Origin of the sequence: Streptomyces sp. ADI95-16 (assembly GCF_003721495.1) — a bacterium.
Lineage (GTDB): Bacteria > Actinomycetota > Actinomycetes > Streptomycetales > Streptomycetaceae > Streptomyces > Streptomyces goshikiensis.
Window position 1 is genome coordinate 3,481,221 of sequence record NZ_CP033581.1, and the last position, 22,937, is coordinate 3,504,157.

Annotated in this window: 18 protein-coding genes, 1 pseudogene and 1 riboswitch; of the genes and pseudogenes, 6 read left to right on the forward strand and 13 right to left on the reverse strand. The window is 72.4% G+C overall.

Annotated elements, in window-relative coordinates:
• Window positions 1-148: 148 nt before the first annotated feature.
• Window positions 149-1,531, reverse strand: a complete 1,383-nt coding sequence (locus tag EES41_RS15240) for an NAD(P)/FAD-dependent oxidoreductase (RefSeq protein ID WP_037793439.1) — start codon at window positions 1,529-1,531, stop codon at window positions 149-151.
• Between the two features lie 432 nt (window positions 1,532-1,963).
• On the opposite strand from EES41_RS15240, the pseudogene EES41_RS15245 reads away from it, so the two are divergent.
• Window positions 1,964-2,157 (forward strand): annotated as a pseudogene (locus EES41_RS15245) (type II toxin-antitoxin system RelE/ParE family toxin).
• A 65-nt stretch (window positions 2,158-2,222) separates the two neighbouring features.
• Here EES41_RS15245 and EES41_RS15250 read toward each other — a convergent pair.
• The 7 genes from EES41_RS15250 to EES41_RS15280 form a co-directional block, all read right to left on the reverse strand.
• Window positions 2,223-3,194 carry a Ppx/GppA phosphatase family protein gene (locus tag EES41_RS15250; RefSeq protein WP_123078826.1) on the reverse strand — a complete coding sequence of 324 codons (972 nt, stop codon included), beginning with the start codon at window positions 3,192-3,194 and terminating at the stop codon, window positions 2,223-2,225.
• Window positions 3,191-3,727 carry a DUF501 domain-containing protein gene (locus tag EES41_RS15255; RefSeq protein ID WP_123078828.1) on the reverse strand — a complete coding sequence of 179 codons (537 nt, stop codon included), beginning with the start codon at window positions 3,725-3,727 and terminating at the stop codon, window positions 3,191-3,193. The genes EES41_RS15250 and EES41_RS15255 overlap by 4 nt, the downstream gene beginning before the upstream one ends.
• Window positions 3,728-3,772: 45 nt before the next feature.
• Window positions 3,773-4,261 (reverse strand): septum formation initiator family protein, encoded by a 489-nt coding sequence (locus EES41_RS15260; RefSeq protein WP_123078830.1) that lies wholly within the window; start codon window positions 4,259-4,261, stop codon window positions 3,773-3,775.
• Window positions 4,262-4,350: 89 nt separating this feature from the next.
• Window positions 4,351-5,637: a phosphopyruvate hydratase gene (gene eno / locus EES41_RS15265; protein ID WP_037793436.1), complete on the reverse strand. Its 1,287-nt coding sequence runs from the start codon at window positions 5,635-5,637 to the stop codon at window positions 4,351-4,353.
• 273 nt (window positions 5,638-5,910) lie between these two features.
• On the reverse strand, window positions 5,911-6,651 hold the full coding sequence (locus tag EES41_RS15270) for a transglycosylase family protein (protein ID WP_123078832.1): 741 nt from the start codon (window positions 6,649-6,651) through the stop codon (window positions 5,911-5,913).
• Between the two features lie 2 nt (window positions 6,652-6,653).
• Window positions 6,654-6,821, reverse strand: a riboswitch (cyclic di-AMP (ydaO/yuaA leader).
• A 276-nt stretch (window positions 6,822-7,097) separates the two neighbouring features.
• A complete protein-coding gene (locus tag EES41_RS15275) occupies window positions 7,098-8,192 on the reverse strand; it encodes a transglycosylase family protein (RefSeq protein ID WP_123078834.1) in 1,095 nt (364 codons plus the stop codon).
• A gap of 102 nt (window positions 8,193-8,294) precedes the next feature.
• Window positions 8,295-9,569 carry a cytochrome P450 gene (locus EES41_RS15280; protein ID WP_123078836.1) on the reverse strand — a complete coding sequence of 425 codons (1,275 nt, stop codon included), beginning with the start codon at window positions 9,567-9,569 and terminating at the stop codon, window positions 8,295-8,297.
• A 148-nt stretch (window positions 9,570-9,717) separates the two neighbouring features.
• Here EES41_RS15280 and EES41_RS15285 point away from each other — a divergent pair, with 148 nt between their 5' ends.
• A complete protein-coding gene (locus EES41_RS15285; protein WP_254211452.1) occupies window positions 9,718-10,917 on the forward strand; it encodes a globin domain-containing protein in 1,200 nt (399 codons plus the stop codon).
• Here EES41_RS15285 and EES41_RS15290 read toward each other — a convergent pair.
• Both EES41_RS15290 and EES41_RS15295 read right to left on the reverse strand, forming a co-directional pair.
• Window positions 10,914-11,894 carry a nucleoside triphosphate pyrophosphohydrolase gene (locus EES41_RS15290; RefSeq protein WP_123078840.1) on the reverse strand — a complete coding sequence of 327 codons (981 nt, stop codon included), beginning with the start codon at window positions 11,892-11,894 and terminating at the stop codon, window positions 10,914-10,916. The two genes, EES41_RS15285 and EES41_RS15290, sit on opposite strands and share 4 nt — an antisense overlap.
• A 28-nt stretch (window positions 11,895-11,922) precedes the next feature.
• On the reverse strand, window positions 11,923-12,543 hold the full coding sequence (locus EES41_RS15295) for a SurA N-terminal domain-containing protein (RefSeq protein ID WP_073778542.1): 621 nt from the start codon (window positions 12,541-12,543) through the stop codon (window positions 11,923-11,925).
• A 192-nt stretch (window positions 12,544-12,735) separates the two neighbouring features.
• Here EES41_RS15295 and EES41_RS15300 point away from each other — a divergent pair, with 192 nt between their 5' ends.
• Window positions 12,736-15,156, forward strand: coding sequence for a YfhO family protein (locus tag EES41_RS15300; protein ID WP_123078842.1), 2,421 nt, complete (start codon window positions 12,736-12,738; stop codon window positions 15,154-15,156).
• Between the two features lie 47 nt (window positions 15,157-15,203).
• Here the strand turns inward: EES41_RS15300 and EES41_RS15305 are convergent, their stop codons facing one another.
• Window positions 15,204-16,709, reverse strand: coding sequence for a serine/threonine-protein kinase (locus EES41_RS15305; protein ID WP_302186160.1), 1,506 nt, complete (start codon window positions 16,707-16,709; stop codon window positions 15,204-15,206).
• Window positions 16,706-17,323: a hypothetical protein gene (locus EES41_RS15310; RefSeq protein WP_164495839.1), complete on the reverse strand. Its 618-nt coding sequence runs from the start codon at window positions 17,321-17,323 to the stop codon at window positions 16,706-16,708. The genes EES41_RS15305 and EES41_RS15310 overlap by 4 nt, the downstream gene beginning before the upstream one ends.
• 266 nt (window positions 17,324-17,589) lie before the next feature.
• Here EES41_RS15310 and EES41_RS41420 point away from each other — a divergent pair, with 266 nt between their 5' ends.
• Window positions 17,590-18,465: a hypothetical protein gene (locus EES41_RS41420; RefSeq protein ID WP_164495840.1), complete on the forward strand. Its 876-nt coding sequence runs from the start codon at window positions 17,590-17,592 to the stop codon at window positions 18,463-18,465.
• 60 nt (window positions 18,466-18,525) lie between these two features.
• On the opposite strand, the gene mfd is transcribed toward EES41_RS41420, so the two are convergent.
• The gene (mfd, locus tag EES41_RS15325; RefSeq protein ID WP_123078848.1) at window positions 18,526-22,059 is read right to left on the reverse strand and encodes a transcription-repair coupling factor; all 3,534 of its coding nucleotides are present in this window, start codon (window positions 22,057-22,059) and stop codon (window positions 18,526-18,528) included.
• A gap of 203 nt (window positions 22,060-22,262) precedes the next feature.
• Here mfd and EES41_RS15330 point away from each other — a divergent pair, with 203 nt between their 5' ends.
• Both EES41_RS15330 and EES41_RS15335 read left to right on the forward strand, forming a co-directional pair.
• The gene (locus EES41_RS15330; protein ID WP_123078850.1) at window positions 22,263-22,526 is read left to right on the forward strand and encodes a type II toxin-antitoxin system Phd/YefM family antitoxin; all 264 of its coding nucleotides are present in this window, start codon (window positions 22,263-22,265) and stop codon (window positions 22,524-22,526) included.
• Window positions 22,523-22,897: a type II toxin-antitoxin system VapC family toxin gene (locus EES41_RS15335; RefSeq protein WP_123078852.1), complete on the forward strand. Its 375-nt coding sequence runs from the start codon at window positions 22,523-22,525 to the stop codon at window positions 22,895-22,897. Before EES41_RS15330 ends, EES41_RS15335 begins: the two co-directional genes overlap by 4 nt.
• The last annotated feature ends 40 nt before the right edge of the window (window positions 22,898-22,937 follow it).

Consider the following 22,937-nt stretch of genomic DNA (forward strand, 5'->3'; position numbering starts at 1 on the left):
GGGCGCAGGAGGGGTGCAGGAGGGGTGCCCGGGCATGCCGAAGGGGCCGCCCGCACCGAAGGGGCCGCCCGCACCACGGATGGCGGGCGGCCCCTTCGGGTCGTACAGGTCTAACCGGTCCTGCGCGGGTCCTGCCGGAGGAACCGGGTCAGGACGCCTTGGCCTTCTGGGCCGGGGTGGCGGCGGCCGGAGCCGGCGCCGGCTTGGCGGCCTCGTAGAACTCCTCGCGCGGGCTCTCCAGAGCACCGAGCGAGACGACCTCGCGCTTGAGGAACATGCCGAGGGTCCAGTCGGCGAAGACGCGGATCTTGCGGTTCCAGGTCGGCATGGCCATGCCGTGGTAGCCACGGTGCATGTACCAGGCGAGACGGCCCTTGAGCTTGATCTTCATCTTGCCCATGACGATCATCGCCACGCCCTTGTGGAGGCCGAGGCCCGCCACAGCACCCTTGTTGGAGTGGCTGTACTCCTTCTGCGGGAAGCCCCGCATGCCGGAGACCACGTTGTCGCCGAGGACCTTGGCCTGGCGCAGCGCGTGCTGGGCGTTCGGCGGGCACCAGGCGTTCTCGACGCCGGCCTTGCGGGAGGCCACGTCCGGGACCTGGGCGTTGTCGCCCGCGGCCCAGATGTAGTCGGTGCCCTGGACCTGGAGGGTCGGGGCGGTGTCGACGTGGCCGCGGGGGCCGAGCGGCAGGCCGTAGCGGGCCAGGGCCGGGTTCGGCTTGACGCCGGCGGTCCACACGATGGTGTTGGAGTCGACCTCAAGGCCGTTCTTCAGCACGACGTGGCCCTCGACGCAGGAGTCCATGGAGGTCGAGAGGTAGATCTCGATGCCGCGGGACTCCAGGTGCTCCTTGCCCCAGGTGCCCAGCTTGGGGCCGACCTCGGGAAGGATCTTGTCGGCCGCGTCCACCAGGATGAAGCGCATGTCCTCGCGCTTGATCGTGGAGTAGTACTTCGCGGCGTCGCGGGCCATGTCCTCGACCTCGCCGATCGTCTCGGCACCGGCGAAGCCGCCGCCGACGAAGACGAAGGTGAGCGCCTTGCGGCGGACGTTCTCGTCCGTCGTGGACTCGGCCTTGTCGAGCTGTTCGAGGACGTGGTTGCGCAGGCCGATGCCCTCTTCGACGCCCTTCATGCCGATGCCCTGTTCGGCGAGGCCGGGGATCGGGAAGGTGCGGGAGACGGCGCCGAGCGCGATCACCAGGTAGTCGAAGGGCAGCTCGTACGCCTCGCCGACGAGCGGCGTGACGACGGCGACCTTGCGGTCCTGGTCGATGGTGGTGACCCGCCCGGTGAGGACCTCAGCCTTGGGCAGCACGCGTCGCAGCGGGACGACGACGTGCCGCGGCGAGATGCTGCCTGCGGCCACTTCGGGGAGGAAGGGCTGGTAGGTCATGTACGAGCGCGGGTCGACGACCGTGACGGTCGCCTCGCCGTAGCGCATCTTCTTCATGATGCGCTTGGCTGCGTACAGGCCTACGTACCCACCTCCTACAACGAGGATCCTGGGACGCTCCGTGGTGCTCATGTGAACGAGTATCCAGCACCCTCAGGGGTGATGCTCGTGAGCCCCTTCACAAGGACTCGAACCACCTCTGCTACACTCCGCCGCCCACGTGACCCAGGTCATGGCGCGAAACGGGAACCAACGTGTCGCGAGAGTCGTTGTGCACCCGTCCTGAACTGGCCACACGGGCCGAAACCGGAGTAGACCACCGGGTTCGCGGACACCTGCCGAGGGGCCCCGGCGACGCCCCCGATTCGCACGAACGCTCGTACAAACGGGGCCGGATGGCCCTTGAAGGAGCCCGAAACGCCCTTCCGGTAACCCGTGGGGCGTCTTTTCCTTGTGAAGAACTTCACGAACCTTCTGTGCACGATGGCACCTAAGGCCCCCGTAAGGACCCTCCAGAACCCTCTCCAGCAGCGGAATGCGGGATTCCACCCGCCTCCCCCATCGATTCCCAGGCCCCGCCCCGCGCCCACCGGGACACCGCAGAACACGGACGCCGACATCAAGAAGCTCACCGGCCCTCCGGCCTCTACCGGCTCCGGGTCGGAAGCTACCGGATCGCCTACCAAGTGCTGGACGGCGAGCTCGTCGTCCTCGTCGTCAAGGTCGGGGACCGCCGCGACGTCTGCCGCGACATCTGAAGGCACACACGACGGCGGCGCCCCGGTGAGGTCACCGGAGCGCCGCCGCTGCGCCGTTCAGCGGGTCAGGGCCGCCGCCGGGCGGCCTCGACGTCCTCCGCGGTCTTGATCGCGATGCCGTCCAGGATGTCGTGCTCCGAGACCACGACCTCCGTGGCGCCGACGCGCTCCATGACGGCCAGCAGGACCAGCGCGCCCGCGCCGATCACGTCGACCCGGCCCGGGTGCATCACCGGGATCGCGGCGCGCTCGGCGTGCGTCGCCGTCAGCATGCGCTCGCTGACCTCGCGCACCTTCTCGTACGGGATCCGGGCGTGGTGGATCGCCGACGAGTCGTACTCCGACAGCCCGAGGGCGATGGCGGCGACCGTGGTGACCGAGCCGGCCAGGCCGACCAGGGTGCGGGCCTCGGCCAGCGGGACCGCCTCGGCGGCCAGGTCCAGCGCCGCCTCGACATCGGCCCGTATCGCGGCGATCTGCTCCCGCGTCGGCGGGTCGGTGACGACGCCGTCGGTCACCAGGTGGCGCTCCGTCATCCGGACGCAGCCCACGTCGACGGAGCGGGCGGCCCGGACGTGCTCCTCGCCGACGACGAACTCGGTCGAGCCGCCGCCGATGTCCACGACCAGGAACGGCCGTTCGAGGTGCGTCGCCCCGGTGAGCTCGCGCGTGGCGCCCGTGAAGGAGAACTCCGCCTCCAGGTCGCCGCTGATCACCTCGGGCTCGACGCCCAGGATCTCCAGCACGCCCCGGACGAAGTCGTCCCGGTTCTCGGCGTCGCGCGAGGCCGAGGTGGCCACGAAGCGCACCTTCTGCGCGCCCAGTTCCTTGATGACGGCCGCGTACTCACGGCAGGCGGCGAAGGTGCGCTCCAGCGCCTCCGGGGCCAGCCGGCCGGTCTTGTCCACGCCCTGGCCGAGCCGGACGACGAGCATCCGCCGGTCGAGCTCGACCAGCTCGCCCGTACCCGGGTCGCAGTCGGCGACGAGCAGCCGGATGGAGTTCGTACCGCAGTCGATGGCCGCGACCCGGGTCACTCGGACTCCTCCTTCTGCCCGCACGGCGTCACGCAGGGGCCCTTGGCCCACCACTGCGGCAGCATCGCGAGGGCCTCGTCGCCGAAGGGGTTCACCCCCGGGCCGGCGGCCAGCGAGTGGCCGACCAGCACGTGCAGGCACTTCACCCGGTCCGGCATGCCGCCGGCGCTCGGGAAGCCCTGGAGGACCTCGATGGCGTCCCGGCGCCGGATGTAGTCCTCGTGCGCGGCCTGGTAGGCGGCGGCGAGCTCCGGGTCCTCGGCGAGCCGCGCCTGCATCTCCTTCATCACGCCGTTGGCCTCAAGCGTGCCGATGGCGGAGGCCGCGCGCGGGCACGTCAGGTAGTACGTCGTCGGGAAGGGCGTGCCGTCGGGCAGCCGCGGGGCGGTCTCGACCACGTCCGGCTGGCCGCAGGGGCAGCGGTGCGCGATGGCGCGGAGCCCGCGCGGCGGGCGGCCGAGCTGCTGCTCGAACGCCTCGATGTCCGCGTCGGTCGGCTCGGTCCGGTCGGTCTGGGGCGGGGGCGTCTGCATGCCTGGAGGAAGTCTCTTCGTTCTCGTGGATGGGTGCGGTGCTCGTCATTCGCCGGGGCGGTCGGCTTTGTCGACCCCGTCCCAGACGTTCGAGTACCAGGGGCGGTCGGAAGCGGCCTGTCCGGTACGGTGCCGCTCCGCGGCCTCGGCCCCGGGGTCCTTCATGATGTAGCCGATCTCCCCCGGCCGCAGGAAGTGCAGGTGCTTGCGCGCCTGCTGTTCCGCGTAGGCCGGGTCCTGCCAGCGGGCCTTCTCGTCGCGGAGTTCCTCAAGGCGCCTGCGCGCGTCGTCGGCGGCCCGCTGCTGCTCCGCGATCTCCGAGCGCTGGGACACGTACTGACGCATCGGATACGCGAGGGCGACGACCAGGGTACAGAGGACGAGCACCAGCAGGGCGGCCCGGCCGGTGAGCCGGCTGCGGCGGACCTGACGGCGCGACTGCGACCGGTAGACGTGGGCGGCGGTCCGCTCGCCGAGCTGCTTCAGCCTCGTCGCGGTCGAGAAGGTGGAGAACCGGTCCCGGTTCCCGGCCATTGGTCCCGCCTCCCCTGTGTGCGCTACGCAATACGTCCCCGCACACGGTACGGGACCGAGTGCGGGGACGTACGGAAGCCGGGGCGTGGTTAGCCCTTGAACCGCGGGAAGGCGCTGCGGCCGGCGTACACCGCGGCGTCGTCGAGGATCTCCTCGATGCGCAGCAGCTGGTTGTACTTGGCGACGCGGTCCGAGCGGGCCGGGGCGCCGGTCTTGATCTGACCGCAGTTCACGGCGACGGCGAGGTCGGCGATGGTGACGTCCTCGGTCTCGCCGGAGCGGTGGGACATCATGCACTTGAAGCCGTTGCGCTGGGCCATCTCGACGGCGTCGAGGGTCTCGGTCAGCGAACCGATCTGGTTCACCTTCACGAGCAGGGCGTTCGCGGAGCCCTCCTCGATGCCGCGGGCCAGACGCTCCGGGTTGGTGACGAACAGGTCGTCGCCGACGATCTGGACCTTGGTGCCGAGCTTGTCGGTGAGGGTCTTCCAGCCGGCCCAGTCGTCCTCGTACAGCGGGTCCTCGATGGAGACCATCGGGTACGCGGAGACGAGCTCCTCGTAGTACTCGGTCATCTCGGCGGCCGAGCGGGACTGGCCCTCGAACTCGTACTTGCCGTCCTTGTAGAACTCGGACGCGGCGACGTCGAGCGCGAGCGCGATGTCCTTGCCCGGGACGTAGCCGGCCTGCTTGATGGCCTCGACGATGAGGTCGAGCGCGGCGCGGTTGGACTCCAGGTTCGGGGCGAAGCCGCCCTCGTCACCGAGACCGGTGGACAGGCCCTTGGTGTGCAGGACCTTCTTGAGGGTGTGGTAGACCTCGGCACCCCAGCGCAGCGCCTCGGAGAAGGACTCCGCGCCGATGGGGGCGATCATGAATTCCTGGATGTCCACGTTGGAGTCGGCGTGCGACCCACCGTTGAGGATGTTCATCATCGGAACGGGCAGCAGGTGCGCGTTCGGGCCGCCGAGGTAGCGGAACAGCGGCAGGTCCGAGGCCTCGGACGCGGCGTGCGCGACGGCCAGGGAGACGCCGAGGATGGCGTTGGCGCCGAGCGAGCCCTTGTTGTCGGTGGCGTCGAGGTCGAACATGGCCTGGTCGATCAGGCGCTGCTCGGTCGCGTCGTAGCCGACGAGCTCCGGGCCGATCTGCTCGATGACGGCCAGGACGGCCTTCTCTACGCCCTTGCCGAAGTAACGGTTGGGGTCACCGTCACGGAGCTCGATGGCCTCGAAGGCACCGGTGGAGGCACCGGACGGAACTGCAGCACGGCCGGTGCTGCCATCGTCGAGGCCCACCTCGACCTCGACCGTGGGGTTGCCTCGGGAGTCCAGGATTTCCCGGGCTACGACGACGTCGATGGACGGCACGAGCATCTCCTTCTGGGATGTGACGCTGGGTGTGCGGTGGCGTGTCAGGCCGTGGGATGGCCTTGCCGCCTAGAGCCTAACCGGCTCGGGACACTCGGCCGCCCGACTGCCCGGGTCCTGGGACGAAAAAGGGCCCGAATACCCGCCTTCCCGGACATACTCCGCTCGATCGATCGGCGTGACCGGCACGCACGACACCGCCCGGCGCGTGGGGGGATACGCGCCGGGCGGTGTGGATCGTGCGTGGTGCTGACGCCTTCTAGGCGGTTACCGGGAGGTTCAGCTGAGGTCCAGCTTCTGGCCCGGGAAGATCAGGTCGGCGTCCGAGACGACGTCGTTGTTCAGCTCGAAGAGCTTCTCCCAGCCGCCCTGGACGCCGTTCGCCTCGGCGATGGTGCCCAGGGTGTCGCCCGGCTTGACCTCGTAGGAGCCGTTGCCGGTCTTCGGGGCCTGGGGCGCCGCCGGGGCGGCCTTCTGCGCGGTCTTCGGCGCGGTCTTGACCGGGGCCGGGGCCTGGGCGCGCTCGGAGCGGGTGACCGGCGCCTCGGCGCGCTTGGTCTCCTTCTTCGGCGCGGCCTTCTGCTGCTGCTTCGCCTCGGGCTTCGGCTTCGGCTTGGCCGCCTCGGTGCCGCCGTTGTACGAGGAGCCGGACAGGCCCTTGCCGCAGACCGGCCAGGCGCCCTTGCCCTGGCCCTTGAGGACCTTCTCGGCGATCGCGATCTGCTGCGACTTGGAGGCCTTGTTGGCGGTGGAGGCGTACGCCGTGCCGCCGTAGGAGGCCCAGGTGGAGGACGAGAACTGCAGACCGCCGTAGTAGCCGTTGCCCGTGTTGATGGACCAGTTGCCGCCGGATTCACAGGAGGCGACGCGGTCCCACTCGGAGGCGGTCGCGGCGGAGGCGGATCCCACCGCCATCAGGGGCGCCGCGACGGCCACACCGGCGACGCCGGCGAGCGTGACGATGCGGACGGCCTTGGAACCGCGACGGTGCTTGCCCTTGCCCTTGCCCGAAAGCAGCATGGAGTTCTCCTCACCGACGCCTACGAGGTGAGCTGTCGGGTTCGGGCGAGTGAGTGCCCGGCCACACGTGGTGTGTGACTTAACCCCTAGCCGGTCCGTGACCGTCTCTCAACGGCCGTTCCCGGCGCCTACCTTGGTTCCCCCGCTCCTGCCTTCGGCGCTTTACGCGACGACTGTTCCCCCCGGCCGCCGGCAGGATTCGGCGATGCGGTCGAAGAGGCCCGCGGTGGCGAGCGATTCAGAAGGTAGACAGGTCTCTCCCCGATGTTCAACGAGCAACATCGGGGAGAAACGGGCCCTACTTGCGCCCTTCGCAGGGGTGTTTGCGCAGGTGAGGGCGGGGTTCACGGAACGCTGCGGACTCGACACGCCAGTTGACCCGAAGAGACGCATGTCTCACTTACAGATAACAGACATTCAGGTCTTTACGGGTGTCCGAAGTGCCGCTATTTCTTCGATAGATCCAGGTTCTGGCCGGGCTTGATCAGGTCCGCGTCCCCGCCGATGACCTGCTCGTTGGCCTGGTACAACGCGTTCCATCCGCCCTTGACGCCCTTGGCGGACGCGATGGTGGCCAGGCTGTCGCCCGCCTTGACGGTGTACGTGGGGTCCGACGCGGCGTCAGGAGCGCTCGCGTTCTCGACCGCGGCCGGGCCGCGGTGCTTTCCGGCACCCTCGCCCGCCGCGCCGGCCGCGTCGTCCGCCGTGGCGGAGGGGCTCGGGGAGGCGCCGGGGCCGGTGGTGGCGCCCGGGGTGCCCGGGGCCGCCGGGATCGTGGGGTTGCCCGGGTTCGTCGAGCCGGCCGGGGCGCTCGGCGACACGCTCGGGTCGGTCGGGGTCGTCGGGGACGTCGGCGTCCCCGGCGTGGTCGGGTTGCCCGGGGTCGTGGGCGAGGCGGGGTCGGTCGTCGAGCCGCCCGGCGTCGTGGGGGCCGACGGAGTCGTCGACGGCAGGTCCGGGTCGGGCATGACGGGCAGTCCGAGCGAGGGGCCCTGCGGGATGTCGGGGAGCCCGAAGGTGGGCGAACCGGCCGGGGCGGGGGTCTGCGTCGGCGCGCCGTAGTCCTTGGCCTGAGTGGAGCCCTGGACGGGCACCGAGCTGTCCGGGCGGGACGGGCTCGGGGCGACCGAGCCGGCGTTGCCGGGGTTCACGTCCGCCGACGGGCCGTCCTTGGTCAGCCCGGCCGGGCTCGCGCACAGCGGCCACGCCTCGGGGCCCTGGGAGGCCAGCACCCGCTCGGCGACGGCGATCTGCTGCGAGCGGCTCGCGAGGTCGGCGCGCTCGGCGTAGGACAGGCCGCCCGCGTTCTTCCACTCCTCCTGGCTGAACTGGAGTCCGCCATAGGCGCCGGTGCCGGCGTTCGCGCTCCAGCTCCCGCCGCTCTCGCACTCGGCGACCTGGTCCCAAGTGGAGGCGTCCGCAGCGCTCGCATTGGTCGCCGCGAGCAGCGGCAGGGCCAGCGCGGAGCCTGTGACTCCGGCGGTGACGACTATGGCGGGCACCTGGCGGGGGCGTCTGTGGCGGCCGTTCCCGGAACGCATGAGCTGCACCTTTCGCATAACGGCGGGGTAACGGCAGAACCTAGCTGCGTTAGCACGCTCGTGACAACTCCGGCCCGGGACTGACTTCTGGTCAGGGGACGTTCAGGTGTTTCGGGGTGTGAACCGGACGGGAAGCGTGCGCAGGCCACGCATGATCAACCCCCCGCGCCAGCGCAGCTCCTGAGGCGGAATGGCAAGTTCCAGGTCAGGCAGACGCGTCAGCAAAGTCGCAAGCGCGGTCTGTCCTTCGAGTCGCGCGAGCGGAGCGCCCAGGCAGTAGTGGATCCCGTGCCCGTATCCGAGGTGCTGGTTGTCGGTGCGGGAGAGGTCGAGGGTGTCCGGGTCGGCGAAGCGGTCGGGGTCGCGGTCGGCGGCCGCGAGGACCACCAGGACCGGGTCGCCCGCCGCGACCTCCTGTCCGCCCAGGGTCAGCGGCTCGGTGGCGAACCGCCAGGTCGCCAGCTCCACCGGCCCGTCGTAGCGCAGGAGTTCCTCGATCCCGGTGGCCAGCAGGGCGCTCTCGCCGGCGGCGAGGGAGGCCTGGAGGAGCGCGCGCTGGTCCGGGTTCATGAAGAGGGAGTGGACGCCGTTGCCGATGAGGTTGACCGTCGTCTCGAACCCGGCGAACAGCAGGATGAAGGCCATGGCCGTGGCCTCGGTCTCCGTCAGATGGTCTCCGTGGTCACTTGCCCGGATCAGATCGGAGATGAGGTCATTGCCCAGATCATCCCGTTTGCGGTGGATGAGTTCCCCGAGATAGGTCCGCATCTGCTTCACGGAACGGGCGACTCCGCCGCGCGGACCGCCGCCGTGCCGGATCATCATCCCGGCCCAGTCGCGGAAGTCGTCCTGGTCCTCGCGCGGTACGCCGAGCATCTCGCAGATGGCGTAGATGGGGAGCGGGAAGGCGAACTCGTGGATGAGGTCCGCCTCGCCCTTCGCCGCGAACCCGTCGATGAGGTGGTCGGTCAGCTCCTGCACCCGCGGGGTGAACTCCGCCACCCGGCGCGGGGTGAACGCCTTCGACACCAGCCGCCGCAGCCGGGTGTGGTCCGGCGGGTCGATGTTGAGCAGGTGCGTCATCAGCTCCGCCTTGCGCTCCCCCGGGATCCCGGTCTTGCCCTTGGCGTGCGCCGGCTCCGCGTGGTGCGCCGGGTTCTTGCTCAGCCGCTGGTCGGCGAGGGCCTGGCGGGCATCGGCGTACCGGGTCACGAGCCAGGCCTCGACCCCGCTGGGGAGCCTGGTGCGGTGCACCGGGGAGTGCTCGCGCAGCCAGGCGTAGGCCGGGTAGGGGTCGGTCGCGAACTCCCAGTCGAAGAGGGTCGGGCCCTGGGGGGCCGGGGCGTCTGAAGGGGTTCCGGGGGTCTGCTCATCCACCCGGAGACGGTATCCCGGCCGCCGCCCGCCATCCCATATAGGTGGATCGTCGCGGCTGTCCGTAGATCCGCCATCACTTGACCTCGCGGAGTCCGGCCTTCCTACTTTCGGATTTGTGGATGTGAGGATCTTGAAAAGCAGCTTCGCGGTGGTGGAGAGACGGGCCGAGCACGCGGTCAAGTTCTTCTACTCCCACCTCTTCTGGCACAACCCCGGGATCCGCGCCCTCTTCCCGGCCTCCGCGCAGGAGATGGAACGCCAGCGGGACCGGCTGTTCGCCGCGCTCACCCACGTCATCGCCCACCTCGACGACGAGACCCTCCTCCCCTATCTCCGCGAGCTCGGCCGCGACCACCGCAAGTTCCTCGCCGGGCCCGAGCACTACGCGGCCGTCGGCGCCAGCCTGCTGGCCGCCCTCGCCCAGACCTCCGGCGAGGCCTGGACCCCGGACGTGGAGAAGGCCTGGTCCGAGGCCTACCAGGTGATCGCCGACACCATGACCGAGGGCGCCGGGTCGAGCGAGGACCCGCCCTGGTGGGACGCGGAGGTCGTGCGCCACCTCCAGTACGGGCGGGACATCGGCGTCCTCACCCTGCGGCCGCACCTCCCGCTCCCGCATCGGCCGGGGCAGTACGTGAGCGTGAGCAGCGAGCGCGTCCCCGGCGTCTGGCGGACGTACTCCCTCGGCAACGCGCCCCGCCCCGACCACACCCTCGACCTGCACGTCAGCCGGATCGAGGGGGGCCGGCTCAGCACCGCCCTGGTCCGCGAGGTGCGCCCCGGCGAGATGCTGCGGCTCGGCGCGGCCGGCGGCCAGCTCACGTTCCGCCGCACCGACCGCCCCGTCAGCCTCATCGCCGCCGGGACGGGCTGGGCGCCGATCCGGGCCATCCTGGAGGAACTGGCCGGGCATCCCCCCGATCAGGACGTCCGGCTCTTCGTGGTCGCCCGGGACGCCGCGCACCTCTACGACCGGCCGCTCATCGACCGGTACGCCGCCGCGTTCCGCTGGCTCGGCGTCACCTACATCACGCCCGCGCCCGGGCAGCACCGCAACCAGGCCACCGACCGGCTGACGACCGCGCTCGGCAACCGGGCGCTGTGGCCCGAGCGGGACGTCTACCTCAGCGGTCCGCCGCAGTTCGTCGAGGAGACCGCGCACGTCCTCGCGGAACTCGGCGCGCGGCCCGGCCGCGTCTTCCACGACTCCCTGCCCCTCGGCGGCCGGGGCCACGGCCCGGGCGGCCGCCCGCTGGGGTTCGGCGAGTGGTTCCTGAACCGGCCGGCCCCGCACTGGCACAACCCCTCGGCCCGCGCGCCGCGCGCCCGCGAGCCGGACGAGCCCTAAGCCGTCGCGACGCCCTCGGCGGCGCGGATCGCGTCCCGGTAGGCGCGGGCCGCCGCGCGCAGCGCCGCCTCGGGGTCGACGCCCGCCGCCTCGGCGCGCGCCGCCAGCTCCAGCAGTTCGTACCCGACGCCCTCGCCTCGGGGCAGCTCCACCGCCAGCTCGCCCGCGCGCGCCCGGCCGGCGAGCTTGGCCGCGAGCGCGAGGCCGGGCTGGCCCAGCGGGATGCCGTCGGTGACCGACTCCCTCTGCTTCTCGACCGCCTTGGTGCGCTGCCAGTGCGCGCTGACGTCCTCCGGGGTCAGGGCCTCGGCGTCCCCGAAGACGTGCGGGTGGCGGTGGATCAGCTTCTCGACCAGGCTGCCGGCCACGTCGTCGACGGAGAAGGGCTCCTCGGCGTGTTCCTCGGCGATGCGCGCGTGGAAGACCACCTGGAGCAGTACGTCGCCGAGTTCCTCGCGCAGTTCCTCGCGGTCGCCGTCCTCGATCGCCTCGACCAGCTCGTACGCCTCCTCGATGGCGTACTTCACCAGCCCCTCGTGGGTCTGGCGGGAGGTCCAGGGGCACTCCCGGCGGACCCGGTCCATCACCTGCACGAGGTCGAGCAGCCGGGCGCCCGGCAGGTCGTACGAACCGGGCAGCAGCTCCAGGCCGGGCATCGCGACCCGGCCGGAGCCGGCCAGCCGGGCCAGCCCGTCGGTGAGCCGCTGGTCGCCCTCGCCGCCCGGGATGACCACGACGGTGCGGCCGCCCGCGCAGGCCTCGACCAGGCCCTGCGCGTCGGGGACCTCCTGCGCGACCTCGACGCCGGCCTCCCGCAGGTACGGCAGCTGCGGGTGCTCCGGGTCGGCGCACAGCACCCGGTCCGCCGCGCGCAGGGTCTGCCAGGCCGGCCAGGACAGCAGTCCGGGCGCCACCCGGTGGCTGGCGGTGAGCAGGACGATGCGGCCGGTGGGCTCGGCGGGTACGTGGTCGGTCACCCTCCGAACCTACCCCCGCGCCGCCGGCTCAGGCTCCGGCGGGGGGCTGCTCCGGCCGGGTCCGCTGGGTGATCCAGGGGGTCTGCGCCTCGCCGAGCGCGATCTGCTTGGCGTCCCAGCCGCCGTAGCGCGGGCTCACCTCGATGTGCAGGGCGCCGGCGGCCTTGGTCAGGGCCGGCACGAAGGCGTCGTCACCGAACTTCTCCTTGATCTTGCCGAGGAGCAGCTGGAAGCGGATGTCCTCGTCGATCTGGTCCGGCGCGACCGGGAGCCGCTGCGCGAGCGCCAGCTGTTCCATCTTCGCGGCGCCGCCGCTCTGCTGGGTGGTCTCCTTGCGGACGTCCTCGATCTCCCGGGTGCTGACCGTGATGCCGGCGTCCTTCGCGGTCTCCTCCAGGATCCGCAGCTGGATCATCTTGTTGAGCTTCATCCGCTCCAGCCGGGCGGTGCCCGCGGCCGGGGCGCTCTGCTCGGACCGGTCCTGCGCGCCCCGGACGTCGTTCACCTGGGCCTGGAGCGCGGAGGTGGTGATCCGCTGCCCGCCGACGACGGCCGCGGTGCCGGGCCGGGGGTCACTGGAGCAGGCGGACAGCAGAGGGGCCGCCGCGAGCAGGACGGCGGAGACGGAGAGCGCAGTGCGACGGTGCAAAGGAGCCTCCAGGGCCGGGAGATTGTGCGTCGGTGCACAAGGGCCGTGCGGTGATCGATGGTATGCAGTGTGGGGGTTCCGAGCCACCGCTTCGACCAACGATTCCCCGGGTGTTGGGGTACGCCGCTGTTAGTGTCCCTGCCACCCTCCGGCCACCCTTCGTCCGCCCGGCGCTGTCAGGGTCGGGCCACCATGTCGACTCCGCATCCCTCCCCGCGGCGCCACAGCCTGTTCGGCTCGGCGCTCGCCGCCCTGCTCACGGCCGCGGCCGTGTGTACCGGAGACGCCGTCGCGGGCGTCTTCCCGTACGGGCCGCGCCATCGCAGCATCAACGACCTCGGCAATCAGTTCGTACCGTTCCACGCGCACCTGTGGGACATGCTCCACGGGCGCGCCCGGGGCGGCCTGCTGTTCAACTGGCAGTCCGGCTACGGCACCAGCTTCCTGCCCGATTTCGGGACGTACCTGACGAGCCCCTTCGCACCGCTCGTGGGGCTGTTCCCGCGCGAGGACATCGACCTCGCGGTGTACGTCGTCACGGTGCTGAAGATGGCGGCCGCGGCGGCGGCGATGGCCTGGCTGCTGCGGACCGTGCGGCGCGGGCCGTGGTGGGCCGCGGGGCTGCTGGCGGCCTCGTACGCGCTGTGCGGCTGGTCGGTGATCGAGGCCTCGTACAACCCGATGTGGCTGGACGGGCTGATCGCCTTCCCGATGCTGTGCCTGACGGGGGAATGGGCGCTGCGGGGCCGCCGGCCCGCGGTGGGGGCGCTGGTCGTCTGCCTCTGCTGGACGGCCAACTTCTATACGGCGTACATGGCGACGCTGGGCGCGGCGCTGGTGCTGGTGGTACGGGTGGTGCTGACCCGGGAGGGCGTGCGGGAGCGGCTGCGGGTGGTCGGCCGGGCGGCGGGGACCACGCTGCTGGGCATCGCGCTGGCCTCGCCCGTCCTCGTCCCCCTCTTCATCAGCTCCGGGCAGGCGTATCCGGGGCTGGTCCGGGAGTTCCAGCCGGTGTCGTGGGCGGACACCTTCGCCCGGCTGCTGCCGGCGACGTACTCCTTCTCCTCCCCGGCGGTCTTCGTGGGGACGGGGACGCTGCTGCTGCTCGCGGCGCTGCCGTTCCACCGGGCGGTGCCCCGGCGGGTGCGGCTGTGGTGGGCGGGGCTGGCGGTGGCCGTGCTGGTCTCGTTCCAGTGGACGCCGACGCACCTGGCCTGGCACGTGTTCGCGACCCCGAACGGGAGCCCGTACCGGCAGACCTTCGTCCTCGCCGGGATCGTGGTGATCGCCGCGTGGACCGGGCTGGCGGCGGGGCTGCCGGGGCCGCGGGCACTGGCGGCGGGCGCCGGCGTGCTGGTGGCGGTGGCGCTGTGGGCGAGCGGCAGCGAACTGGTGGGCGGCTGGGCCTACGGGCTGTTCGGCGGCGGTCTGCTGATCGCGGCCGGGTCCTGGTGGGCGCTGGGGCGCCGCCGGCTGGCGCTCCCGGCGGCGGGGCTGCTGGCCCTGGTGCTGATCGGGCAGGGCGCGGCGACCACGGCGTGGGGCATGCGGGGCAAGCTGGGCGGCCTGGACGACTACCCGTCCTGGGGCGCGGAGCACAGCGCGCGCGCCGGGGCCCTCGCGGGGGCCGAGGGCTGGCCCGCGTACCGGACCGACCCGAGCCGGCCTGCGCTGACCGGCAACGACCCGATGCTGCTCGGCGGCGAGGGCGGCGCCTACTACAGCAGCCACACCCCGGAGGTGTTCACGCGCACGATGGTGGCGCTCGGCGCGGGCTGGACCTCGCGCGGGCGCAACGTCCAGAGCATCGACAACCCGGTCACGGACGCCGTCTTCGCGGTCGGCGCCCGGCTGCGGCCGGGCGCCACGATCGCGCGGGCCGAGGTCCCGCCGCTGATCACGACGCGGCCGCCGGGGCCGGAACCCTCCTACGCCGAGGACGCGCCGTTCCGCAACCAGGAACTCCTGCTGGGCGCGAAGGTGTACGAGGACCCGGTCGCGCCCGGGGTCTGCCGCGAAGGCACCGAGGCCTACCTGTGGGCCCCGGAGTACAACGCGTACGCCCGCCTCACCGGCGGCCCCGGCTTCCGCCTGGACGGCAACTCGCCGCGCAACCGGGCCGCCGTCCAGCGGCTCGGCGTCTCCCGGGGGGCGGCCTCGGCGCTGCGGTTCGACTCGGCCCCGCCGCCGCGCTGGACCCTGGCCTGCCTGGACCGGGCGAAGCTGGCGGAGGCGACGGCCCGGCTGCGCGCCACGGCGGCGACCGGCATCGAGGTCGGCTCCTCGGGCATCCGGGCCACGGTGGCGCCGGGCACGAAGGGCACCGCGGTGCTCTCCTCCCCCGCGATCGCCGGCTGGACCTGCAACGGCCGCCCGGCCTCCGCCCACCTGGGCCTGGTGGCCGTCCCCCTGGACGGCCGCACCACCACCGTCGACTGCTCGTTCCGGCCGCCGGGCCTGCTCCCGGGCGCGGCCGTCGCGGGGGCGGCCCTGCTGGTGCCGGCCGGGCTCATGGCCTGGGGCGCGCTACGGCGGCGACGGCGGCCGCGCGGGGCCGACGGCCTCCCGGCGGTGGCGGCCGACGCCGCGGCGGATGCCTCCGTACCGGTCTGAGGCGGGGCGCGGCGTCAGCGGGCGGGGGCCAAGGGGCCAAGGGGGGATCAGCCCCTGACCTGCCCCAGCCAGTGCAGGGTGCGGCGGACCTCCGCCGGGAACGGGTGGTTGGGGCCGTGCAGCCGCTCGGCGTCGAACAGCAGCCGGGCCAGGGTGTCGTGGGCCGCCGGCCGGTCCCCCAGGGACAGCAGCAGGTGGGCGATCCGGCGGCGGACCTCCAGCGGCAGGCCCGGGTCCGGGTTGGCGTAGTGGTTCTCGAACAGCGGCAGCAGCGAGCGGTACTCCGCGAGGGCGGCCGCCGGTTCGCCGAGCTGCTCCAGGCACTGGGCCGCGTCGTAGCGGAAGCGGTGCGACTGGGGGTCCCCGGGCGGGAACTCGTCGGTGAGGCGGCGCAGTTCGGGCAGCGCCCGGCGGTACTGGCCGTCGTCCATCAGGGTCGCGGCGTACTGCTTGCGCAGCGAACGGACCACCGGCGAGTGCTCCCCGTGCTGCGCGGCCGCCGCCGGGAGGATCCCGCCGAGGATGTCCACGGCCTGGGTGAGGAGGCCCTGGTCCAGCAGCTGGCGGGCCTCGTCCACGGCGGCCGGGATGTCCGGGCGCTGCGGGTCCGGCGGCTGCGTGGGCTGCGGCGGGATCACCGTCGCGCGGTCCGGCCAGGGGGCCTGCGGGCGCAGGAAGGGGCGGGTGGGATCGAGCGGCCCGGACGGCGCGCCCTGCTGGGGGAGCAGCGGGACGAGCGCCTGGTAGACCTCCTGGGCGGAGCCGGGCCGGTCCTGGGGGTCCTTGGCCAGCAGGTGCAGCAGGATCGCCTCCAGCTGGTGCGGGACCTCCGGGCGCAGCCGGCGCACCGGCACCGGCGGCTCGTACAGGTGGCGGTGCAGCACGCCGAGCGCGGTGGAGCCGGCGAACGGGACGTTGCCGCTGAGGAGTTCGTACAGCAGGACACCGAGCGCGTACAGGTCGGTGTACGGGCCCACCGCGCCGCCCATGGCCTGCTCGGGGGCCATGTAGGCGGGGCTGCCGATGGGTGAGCCGGTGCTGGTGAGGCGGGTGGTGTCGGTGTCCATCACGGAGGCGACACCGAGGTCCAGGACGAGCACGGTGCCGTCGGGGCGGATCATCACGTTGCGGGGCTTCAGGTCGCGGTGGACGATCGGCACCGCGTGCACCGCGGACAGCACGCCGCACAGCTGCGCGACGACGGAGACCGCCCACTGCCAGGGGTACGGGCCGTGCTCGGCGAGGTGGTCGGCGAGGTCGGAGCCCTCGACGTATCCCATGACGAGGAAGAGCTCGTCCCCGTCGCTGCCCGCGTCGTGGACGGTGACCAGCCCGGGGTGGTCCACCTGCGCGGTGACCCGGCATTCGCGGACGAAGCGGCGGCGCAGCTCCTCGGCGACGGTGCCGGGGCCCGCGACCTTGTCGGGGCGCAGCAGTTTGACGGCCACGCGCCGGTCCAGGCGCCGGTCGTACGCCGTCCAGACCTGGCCCATGCCGCCCTGGCCCAGGATGGTGGCGAGCTGGTAGCGCTCGCCGATGATCCGCTCGGTCACTGGTTGGGGTCCTGGATCGCGGTCTGGTTCGGGTCCTGGTACGGGTGGGCCGGGTTCGGGTTCGGGTTCGGCGCCGGGTTCTGGCTCGGCGTCTGCCGCCGCAGGAGCTCGCTGAGCTCGTCGAGTTCGGCGCGGACCTGCCCGATCCGCGGCGGCGGGGTGGTCGCCGGCAGCAGGTTCGGGGCGGGGACCGGGGCCGGCGTGGACGTCGGGGTGTGCGCGGGCGGGTACCCGTAGCCGGGCGTGGTCTGGTGCGGCGGCGCGTACGGGGCGGGCGTCTGGTACGGGACGGGCGCCGGGGCCCAGTGCGCCTGCCCGGCGGCGGCCTTGGCCTCGTGGTGGCGGATGTCGGCGACGAGGAAGTACACGCAGATCGCGAAGCCCGACAGGATCGAGCCGCCGGCCCCGAGGTCGCTCTGCCAGCCGCTGGTGTCGGGCGTCTTGTCCAGCCCGATCAGCACGATGCAGACGACGGAGGCCACGAACCCGAGCACCAGCAGGGTCCAGTCCCGGTTCTTGCGGGTGACGAGCGCGAGCCGCAGCAGCGACCCCCAAGCGAAGAACCCGCAGCTCAGGATGGGCAGCGCCGCGAACAGCACGCGCAGTGCCACCACGCTCCCGGACTGGGGCCGGGGGGCCTGGGGACCATGCTGCGGCTGGAGGCCGGGGCCGTGCATCGCTGCTCCTGACGGGCCGTGCGGAAAGGATTTCGGGTCTGAGCGTATACAGGCTTTCCGGCCGTCAGTGAGGGGATGCGCGCAACCGTTGCACGGTCGGTTGCCGGGGCGTGACCGAGCCGTCCGCGGTGGTGCCGTACGGGCTCGGCGCGGGCGGCGGTTAGGCTCCGGCGATACATGGTCTTTCCAGGGGGGAACTTCACATGCGCAGCCGCACGGTCGTCGCGACGGCGATCGGCACCACCGCTCTGCTCGGGGCCACCGGGTGCCTGCCCGTCGGCGGCCACCAGGCCGCCGACATAGGTAAGGCGGCCCGGGCCTCGGCGGGTGCCACGGCCCCGGCGCCCTCGGGTTCCGGCTCCGACGAAAGCAAGGGCTCCGGTTCCGGGGCCGGTTCCGGGGCCGGTTCCGGCAAGCTCACGGACCTGTCCGGGCGGGAGATCCTGAGGCGGGCCCACAAGGCCACCCGCGAGGCCGAGTCCGCGCACGTCGTCGCCAAGGTCCGGCTGGACGGCAAGCCGATGGCCATCGACCTCTCGCTGGACAAGAAGGGCAACTGCAACGGTGTGATCCGCCTCGACGGCATGGGCCGGATGGACCTCATCAAGTCCGCCGAACTCGTCCACTTCAAGGGCGACGAGGCCTACTGGCGGGGTGCGGCCAAGCTCAAGAACGCCCCGCGCAAGCAGACGGACCAGATGGTGGCGGCGCTCGCCGGCCGCTGGGTGAAGGTGCCCGCCTCCGACGCGCGGTCCGCCGCGATGGCCGGCATGTGCGACCTGGACAAGCTGACGTCCGAAGCGGGCAGGGACAGCGTCCTCGCCCGCAAGGGCGCCGCGGCCACGGTCGGCGGGGTGCCGGCGGTGGCGGTCACCTCTCCGGGGAAGGACGGGACGGAGACCGACTACGTGGCCACCGAGGGCACTCCGTACATCCTCAGGTCCACGCTGAGCGGGAAGGAGGACGGCGAGGTCTCGTTCTCGGAGTTCGGCAAGCCGGTCGACGTGACCTCCCCGAAGGACTCCGACGTGCTCGACATGGGCAAGGCGGGCGGCGCCGGACCGGGCGAAGCGGTCTGAGGCGGGCGCGGCCGGCCCGCGACGCGGCCGGGGACCGTCGGGCCCCCGGCCGCGCGCGGCTCAGGATCCGAGGATCGTGGTGAGGAACTCCCCGGTCCAGGCGAGCAGTTCCCGGCCGACCAGCGGCTTCCCGCCGACCCGGGCCGTCTTCGGCCGCGGGATCAGCACCTGCGAGGTGGCCGGCTTGAGCACCGCGCCCGGGTAGAGCCGCTTGAGCCTCAGCTCCTGCGACTCGCGCAACTCCACCGGCCCGAAGCGGACGTTGGGACCCTGGAGGGTGATGTCCCCGACCCCGCAGGCCCGCGCCAGCATCCGCAGCCCCGCCACCAGCAGCAGGTTCTCCACCGGCTCGGGCAGCTTGCCGTAGCGGTCGGTGAGCTCCTCCCGGACGGCCTTGACGTCCGCCTCGGAGTTCGCGGAGGCGATGGAGCGGTACGCCTGCAGCCGCAGCCGCTCGCCCGGCGCGTAGTCGTGCGGGACGTGCGCGTCGACCGGCAGCTCGATCTTGACCTCCAGCGGCGGCTCCTCCTCGGGCCCGCCGTCGATCGCCGCCCGGTAGTCGGCCACGGCCTCGCCGACCATCCGGATGTAGAGGTCGAAGCCGACGCCCGCGATGTGCCCGGACTGCTCGCCGCCGAGCAGGTTGCCCGCGCCGCGGATCTCCAGGTCCTTCATCGCCACGTACATGCCGGCGCCCATCTCGGTGTGCTGGGCGATCGTCGCGAGCCGTTCGTGCGCCGTCTCGGTCAGCGGCTTCTCCGGCGGGTAGAGGAAGTACGCGTACCCGCGCTCGCGGCCCCGGCCCACCCGCCCGCGCAGCTGGTGGAGCTGGGAGAGGCCGAAGTTGTCGCCGCGCTCCACGATGAGGGTGTTGGCGTTGGAGATGTCGATGCCGGACTCGACGATCGTCGTGGAGACGAGGACGTCGAACTTCTTCTCCCAGAAGTCCACGACGACCTGTTCCAGGGCCTGTTCGGACATCTGTCCGTGCGCCGTGGCGATCCGCGCCTCGGGCACGATCTCGCGCAGCTTGGCGGCGGCCCGGTCGATGGACTCGACCCGGTTGTGGATGTAGAAGCACTGGCCCTCGCGGAGCAGCTCGCGGCGGACGGCCGCGCCGATCTGCTTCTCCTCGTAGGGGCCGACGAAGGTGAGCACCGGGTGGCGCTCCTCCGGCGGGGTGGTGATGGTCGACATCTCGCGGATGCCGGTCACCGCCATCTCCAGGGTGCGCGGGATCGGGGTCGCGGACATGGTCAGTACGTCGACGTTGGCGCGGAGCTTCTTCAGCTGCTCCTTGTGCTCGACGCCGAAGCGCTGCTCCTCGTCGACGATGACCAGGCCCAGGTCCTTGAACTTGGTCTCCTGCGAGAACAGCCGGTGCGTGCCGATGACGATGTCGACCGAGCCTTCCCGCAGGCCCTCCAGCGTGGCCTTGGACTCGGTGTCGCTCTGGAAGCGGGACAGCGCCTTCACCTTGACGGGGAACTGGCTGTAGCGCTCGGAGAAGGTGCCGAAGTGCTGTTGCACCAGCAGGGTGGTGGGGACGAGGACGGCGACCTGCTTGCCGTCCTGGACCGCCTTGAAGGCCGCTCGCACGGCGATCTCGGTCTTGCCGTAGCCGACGTCGCCGCAGATCAGGCGGTCCATGGGGACGGACTTCTCCATGTCCTCCTTGACCTCGGCGATGGTGGTGAGCTGGTCGGGCGTCTCCGCGTACGGGAAGGCGTCCTCCAGTTCGCGCTGCCAGGGGGTGTCGGGGCCGAAGGTGTGGCCGGGGGCGGCCATGCGGGCGCTGTAGAGCTTGATGAGGTCGGCGGCGATCTCCTTGACCGCCTTCTTCGCGCGCGCCTTGGTCTTGGTCCAGTCGGCGCCGCCGAGCCGGTGCAGGGTCGGGGCCTCGCCGCCGACGTACTTGGTGACCTGCTCCAGCTGGTCGGTGGGGATGTAGAGGCGGTCGCCGGGCTGGCCGCGCTTGGCGGGGGCGTACTCGACGAGGAGGTACTCGCGGGTGGCGCCCTGGACGGTGCGCTGCACCATCTCGATGTAGCGGCCGACGCCGTGCTGCTCGTGGACGATGTAGTCGCCGACCTCCAGGGTGAGGGGGTCGACGGCCTTGCGGCGCCGGGTCGGCATCCGGCCCAGGTCCTTGCTGGCGGTGCGCTGGCCGGTCAGGTCGGTTTCGGTGAGGACGGCCAGCTTGAGCGCCGGGTCGACGAACCCGTTGTCGAGGGAGCCGCAGGCCACGTGGACGAGGGACGGCTCCAGGGTCCGCAGGTCCGCCTCCAGGCGGGCCGCGATGCCCTCCCCGCCGAGCACCTCGACGGTGCGGGCGGCCGGGCCGTGGCCCTCGGTGAGGTAGACGGTGTGCCAGCCGTCGGCGATCCAGCCCTTGGTGTCGGCGAGCGCGCGGGCGGTGTCCCCGCGGTAGGCCTCGGGGGCGTGCATGCCGAGCTTCAGGGTGTCGGTGCTCAGGTCGGTGTCGTCGGCGGCGAAGGGGGACACCGACCACCACATCATGCCGAGCTCGCGGGCGTGGTCGCGGACGTCCGCGATGCCGCGCAGGGAGGCCGCGCCGACGTCGATGGGGGCGTCGCCGCCGCCCGCGGTGGCCGCCCAGGAGGCCATCAGGAACTCCTGCGAGGTCGCCACCAGGTCGGCGGCCCGGGTCCGGACCCGCTCGGGGTCGCAGACCACGGCCATGGCCCCGGCGGGCAGGACGTCGATCAGCAGTTCCATGTCGTCGACGAGGACGGGCGCGAGGGACTCCATGCCCTCGACGGCGATCCCCTCGGCGATCTTGTTCAGCAGTTCGCCGAGCTCGGGGTGGGCCACGGCCAGGGCCGCGGCCCGCTCGCGCACCTCGTCGGTCAGCAGCAGCTCGCGGCAGGGCGGGGCCCACAGCCCGTGCTCGGCGACCTCCAGGGACCGCTGGTCGGCGACCTTGAAGTAGCGGATCTCCTCGACGTCGTCGCCCCAGAACTCCACGCGCAGCGGGTGCTCCTCGGTCGGCGGGAACACGTCGAGGATGCCGCCGCGCACGGCGAACTCGCCGCGCTTCTCGACGAGCTCGACGCGGGCGTACGCGGCCGCCGCCAGCGCCTGCGTCACCTCGCCCAGGTCGGCGCTCTCGCCCTGCCGCAGGCTCACCGGCACGAGGTCCCCCAGCCCCTTGACCTGCGGCTGGAGCACGGAGCGGATCGGCGCGACGACGACGGAGACGGGCCCGGCGGCGGGGTCGTCCTTGCTCGGGTGCGCGAGCCGGCGCAGGACGGCGATCCGCCGGCCCACGGTGTCGCTGCGCGGCGAGAGCCGCTCGTGCGGCAGCGTCTCCCAGGACGGGTACTCCGCCACCTCGTCCGGCGGCAGCAGGGACCGCAGCGCGGCGGCCAGGTCCTCGGCCTCGCGCCCGGTGGCGGTCACCGCGAGCACGGTCCGCTCGGTGCGGCGGGCCAGCGCGGCGATCGCGAAGGGCCGCGCGGCGGGCGGGCCGACGAGGTCCACGTGCATCCGGTTGCCGTCCCCGGCCGCGGTGACCGCCTCGGCGAGGGCGGGGTCCCGGGTGACGGCGTCGAGCAGTCCGTGCAGGCTCATGAAGGAGGCTTCCGTCCGGTGAAGGTGCAACGCGAAGGGCCCGACACGTCGCACGGGCCGGGGGTTCCCACCCTACGACGCCGGTCCGTCACTCGCGCGGGGGAATGCCGTCACCCCGGGGAGTGACGGAGCTGGCCCGGGCCCCCCTTTCAGCCCTACGCTTAGCCCAGCACTTAGTCCACTCCTGCGCCTGAGAGGCCGCCATGGACGCAGTCCGGCAGTACAACGTGCACGAGGCGAAGACCCAGTTCTCCAAGATCCTGGAGCTGGTCGCCACGGGCGAAGAGGTGATCATCAGCAAATCCGGCGAACCGGTCGCCAAGGTGGTCCCCCTGGCCTCGAAGGTCCGGCGCACCGCGCGCGGCTCCCTGACGGAGCCGGTCTCCTTCCGGGAGGACTTCGACGACATGTCCGACGACGCCGGTTTCGCCGAGGCCTTCGGCCTCCTCCCGGAGGACCACCGGTGAAGCTCCTGGCCGACACGCACGTCGTGGTCTGGTGGCTGCTCGACTCCCCGGAACTCTCCGACGAGGTCAAGGACCTGCTGGACACCGAGGCCCTCGTCTACGTCAGCGCCGTCACCCCGTGGGAACTCGCCGTCAAGCAGTCCCTGGGGAAGCTGACCGGGCCGGCCGACCTGCCGGAGCGGGCCCGGGACAGCCAGTTCAAGCCCCTGCCCGTCACGGGGCTGCACGGCATCAGGGCCGGGCAGCTGCCCCCGCACCACAAGGATCCGTTCGACCGGATGCTGGTCGCGCAGGCGCAGACCGAGGGGCTCACCCTCGTCACGCGGGACAAGTTCATCCCGCTCTACGACGTGCCCGTGCTGGCCGTCTGAAACGCCGCCGGCCCCGGGCCGCCCGGGTGGGCGGACCGGG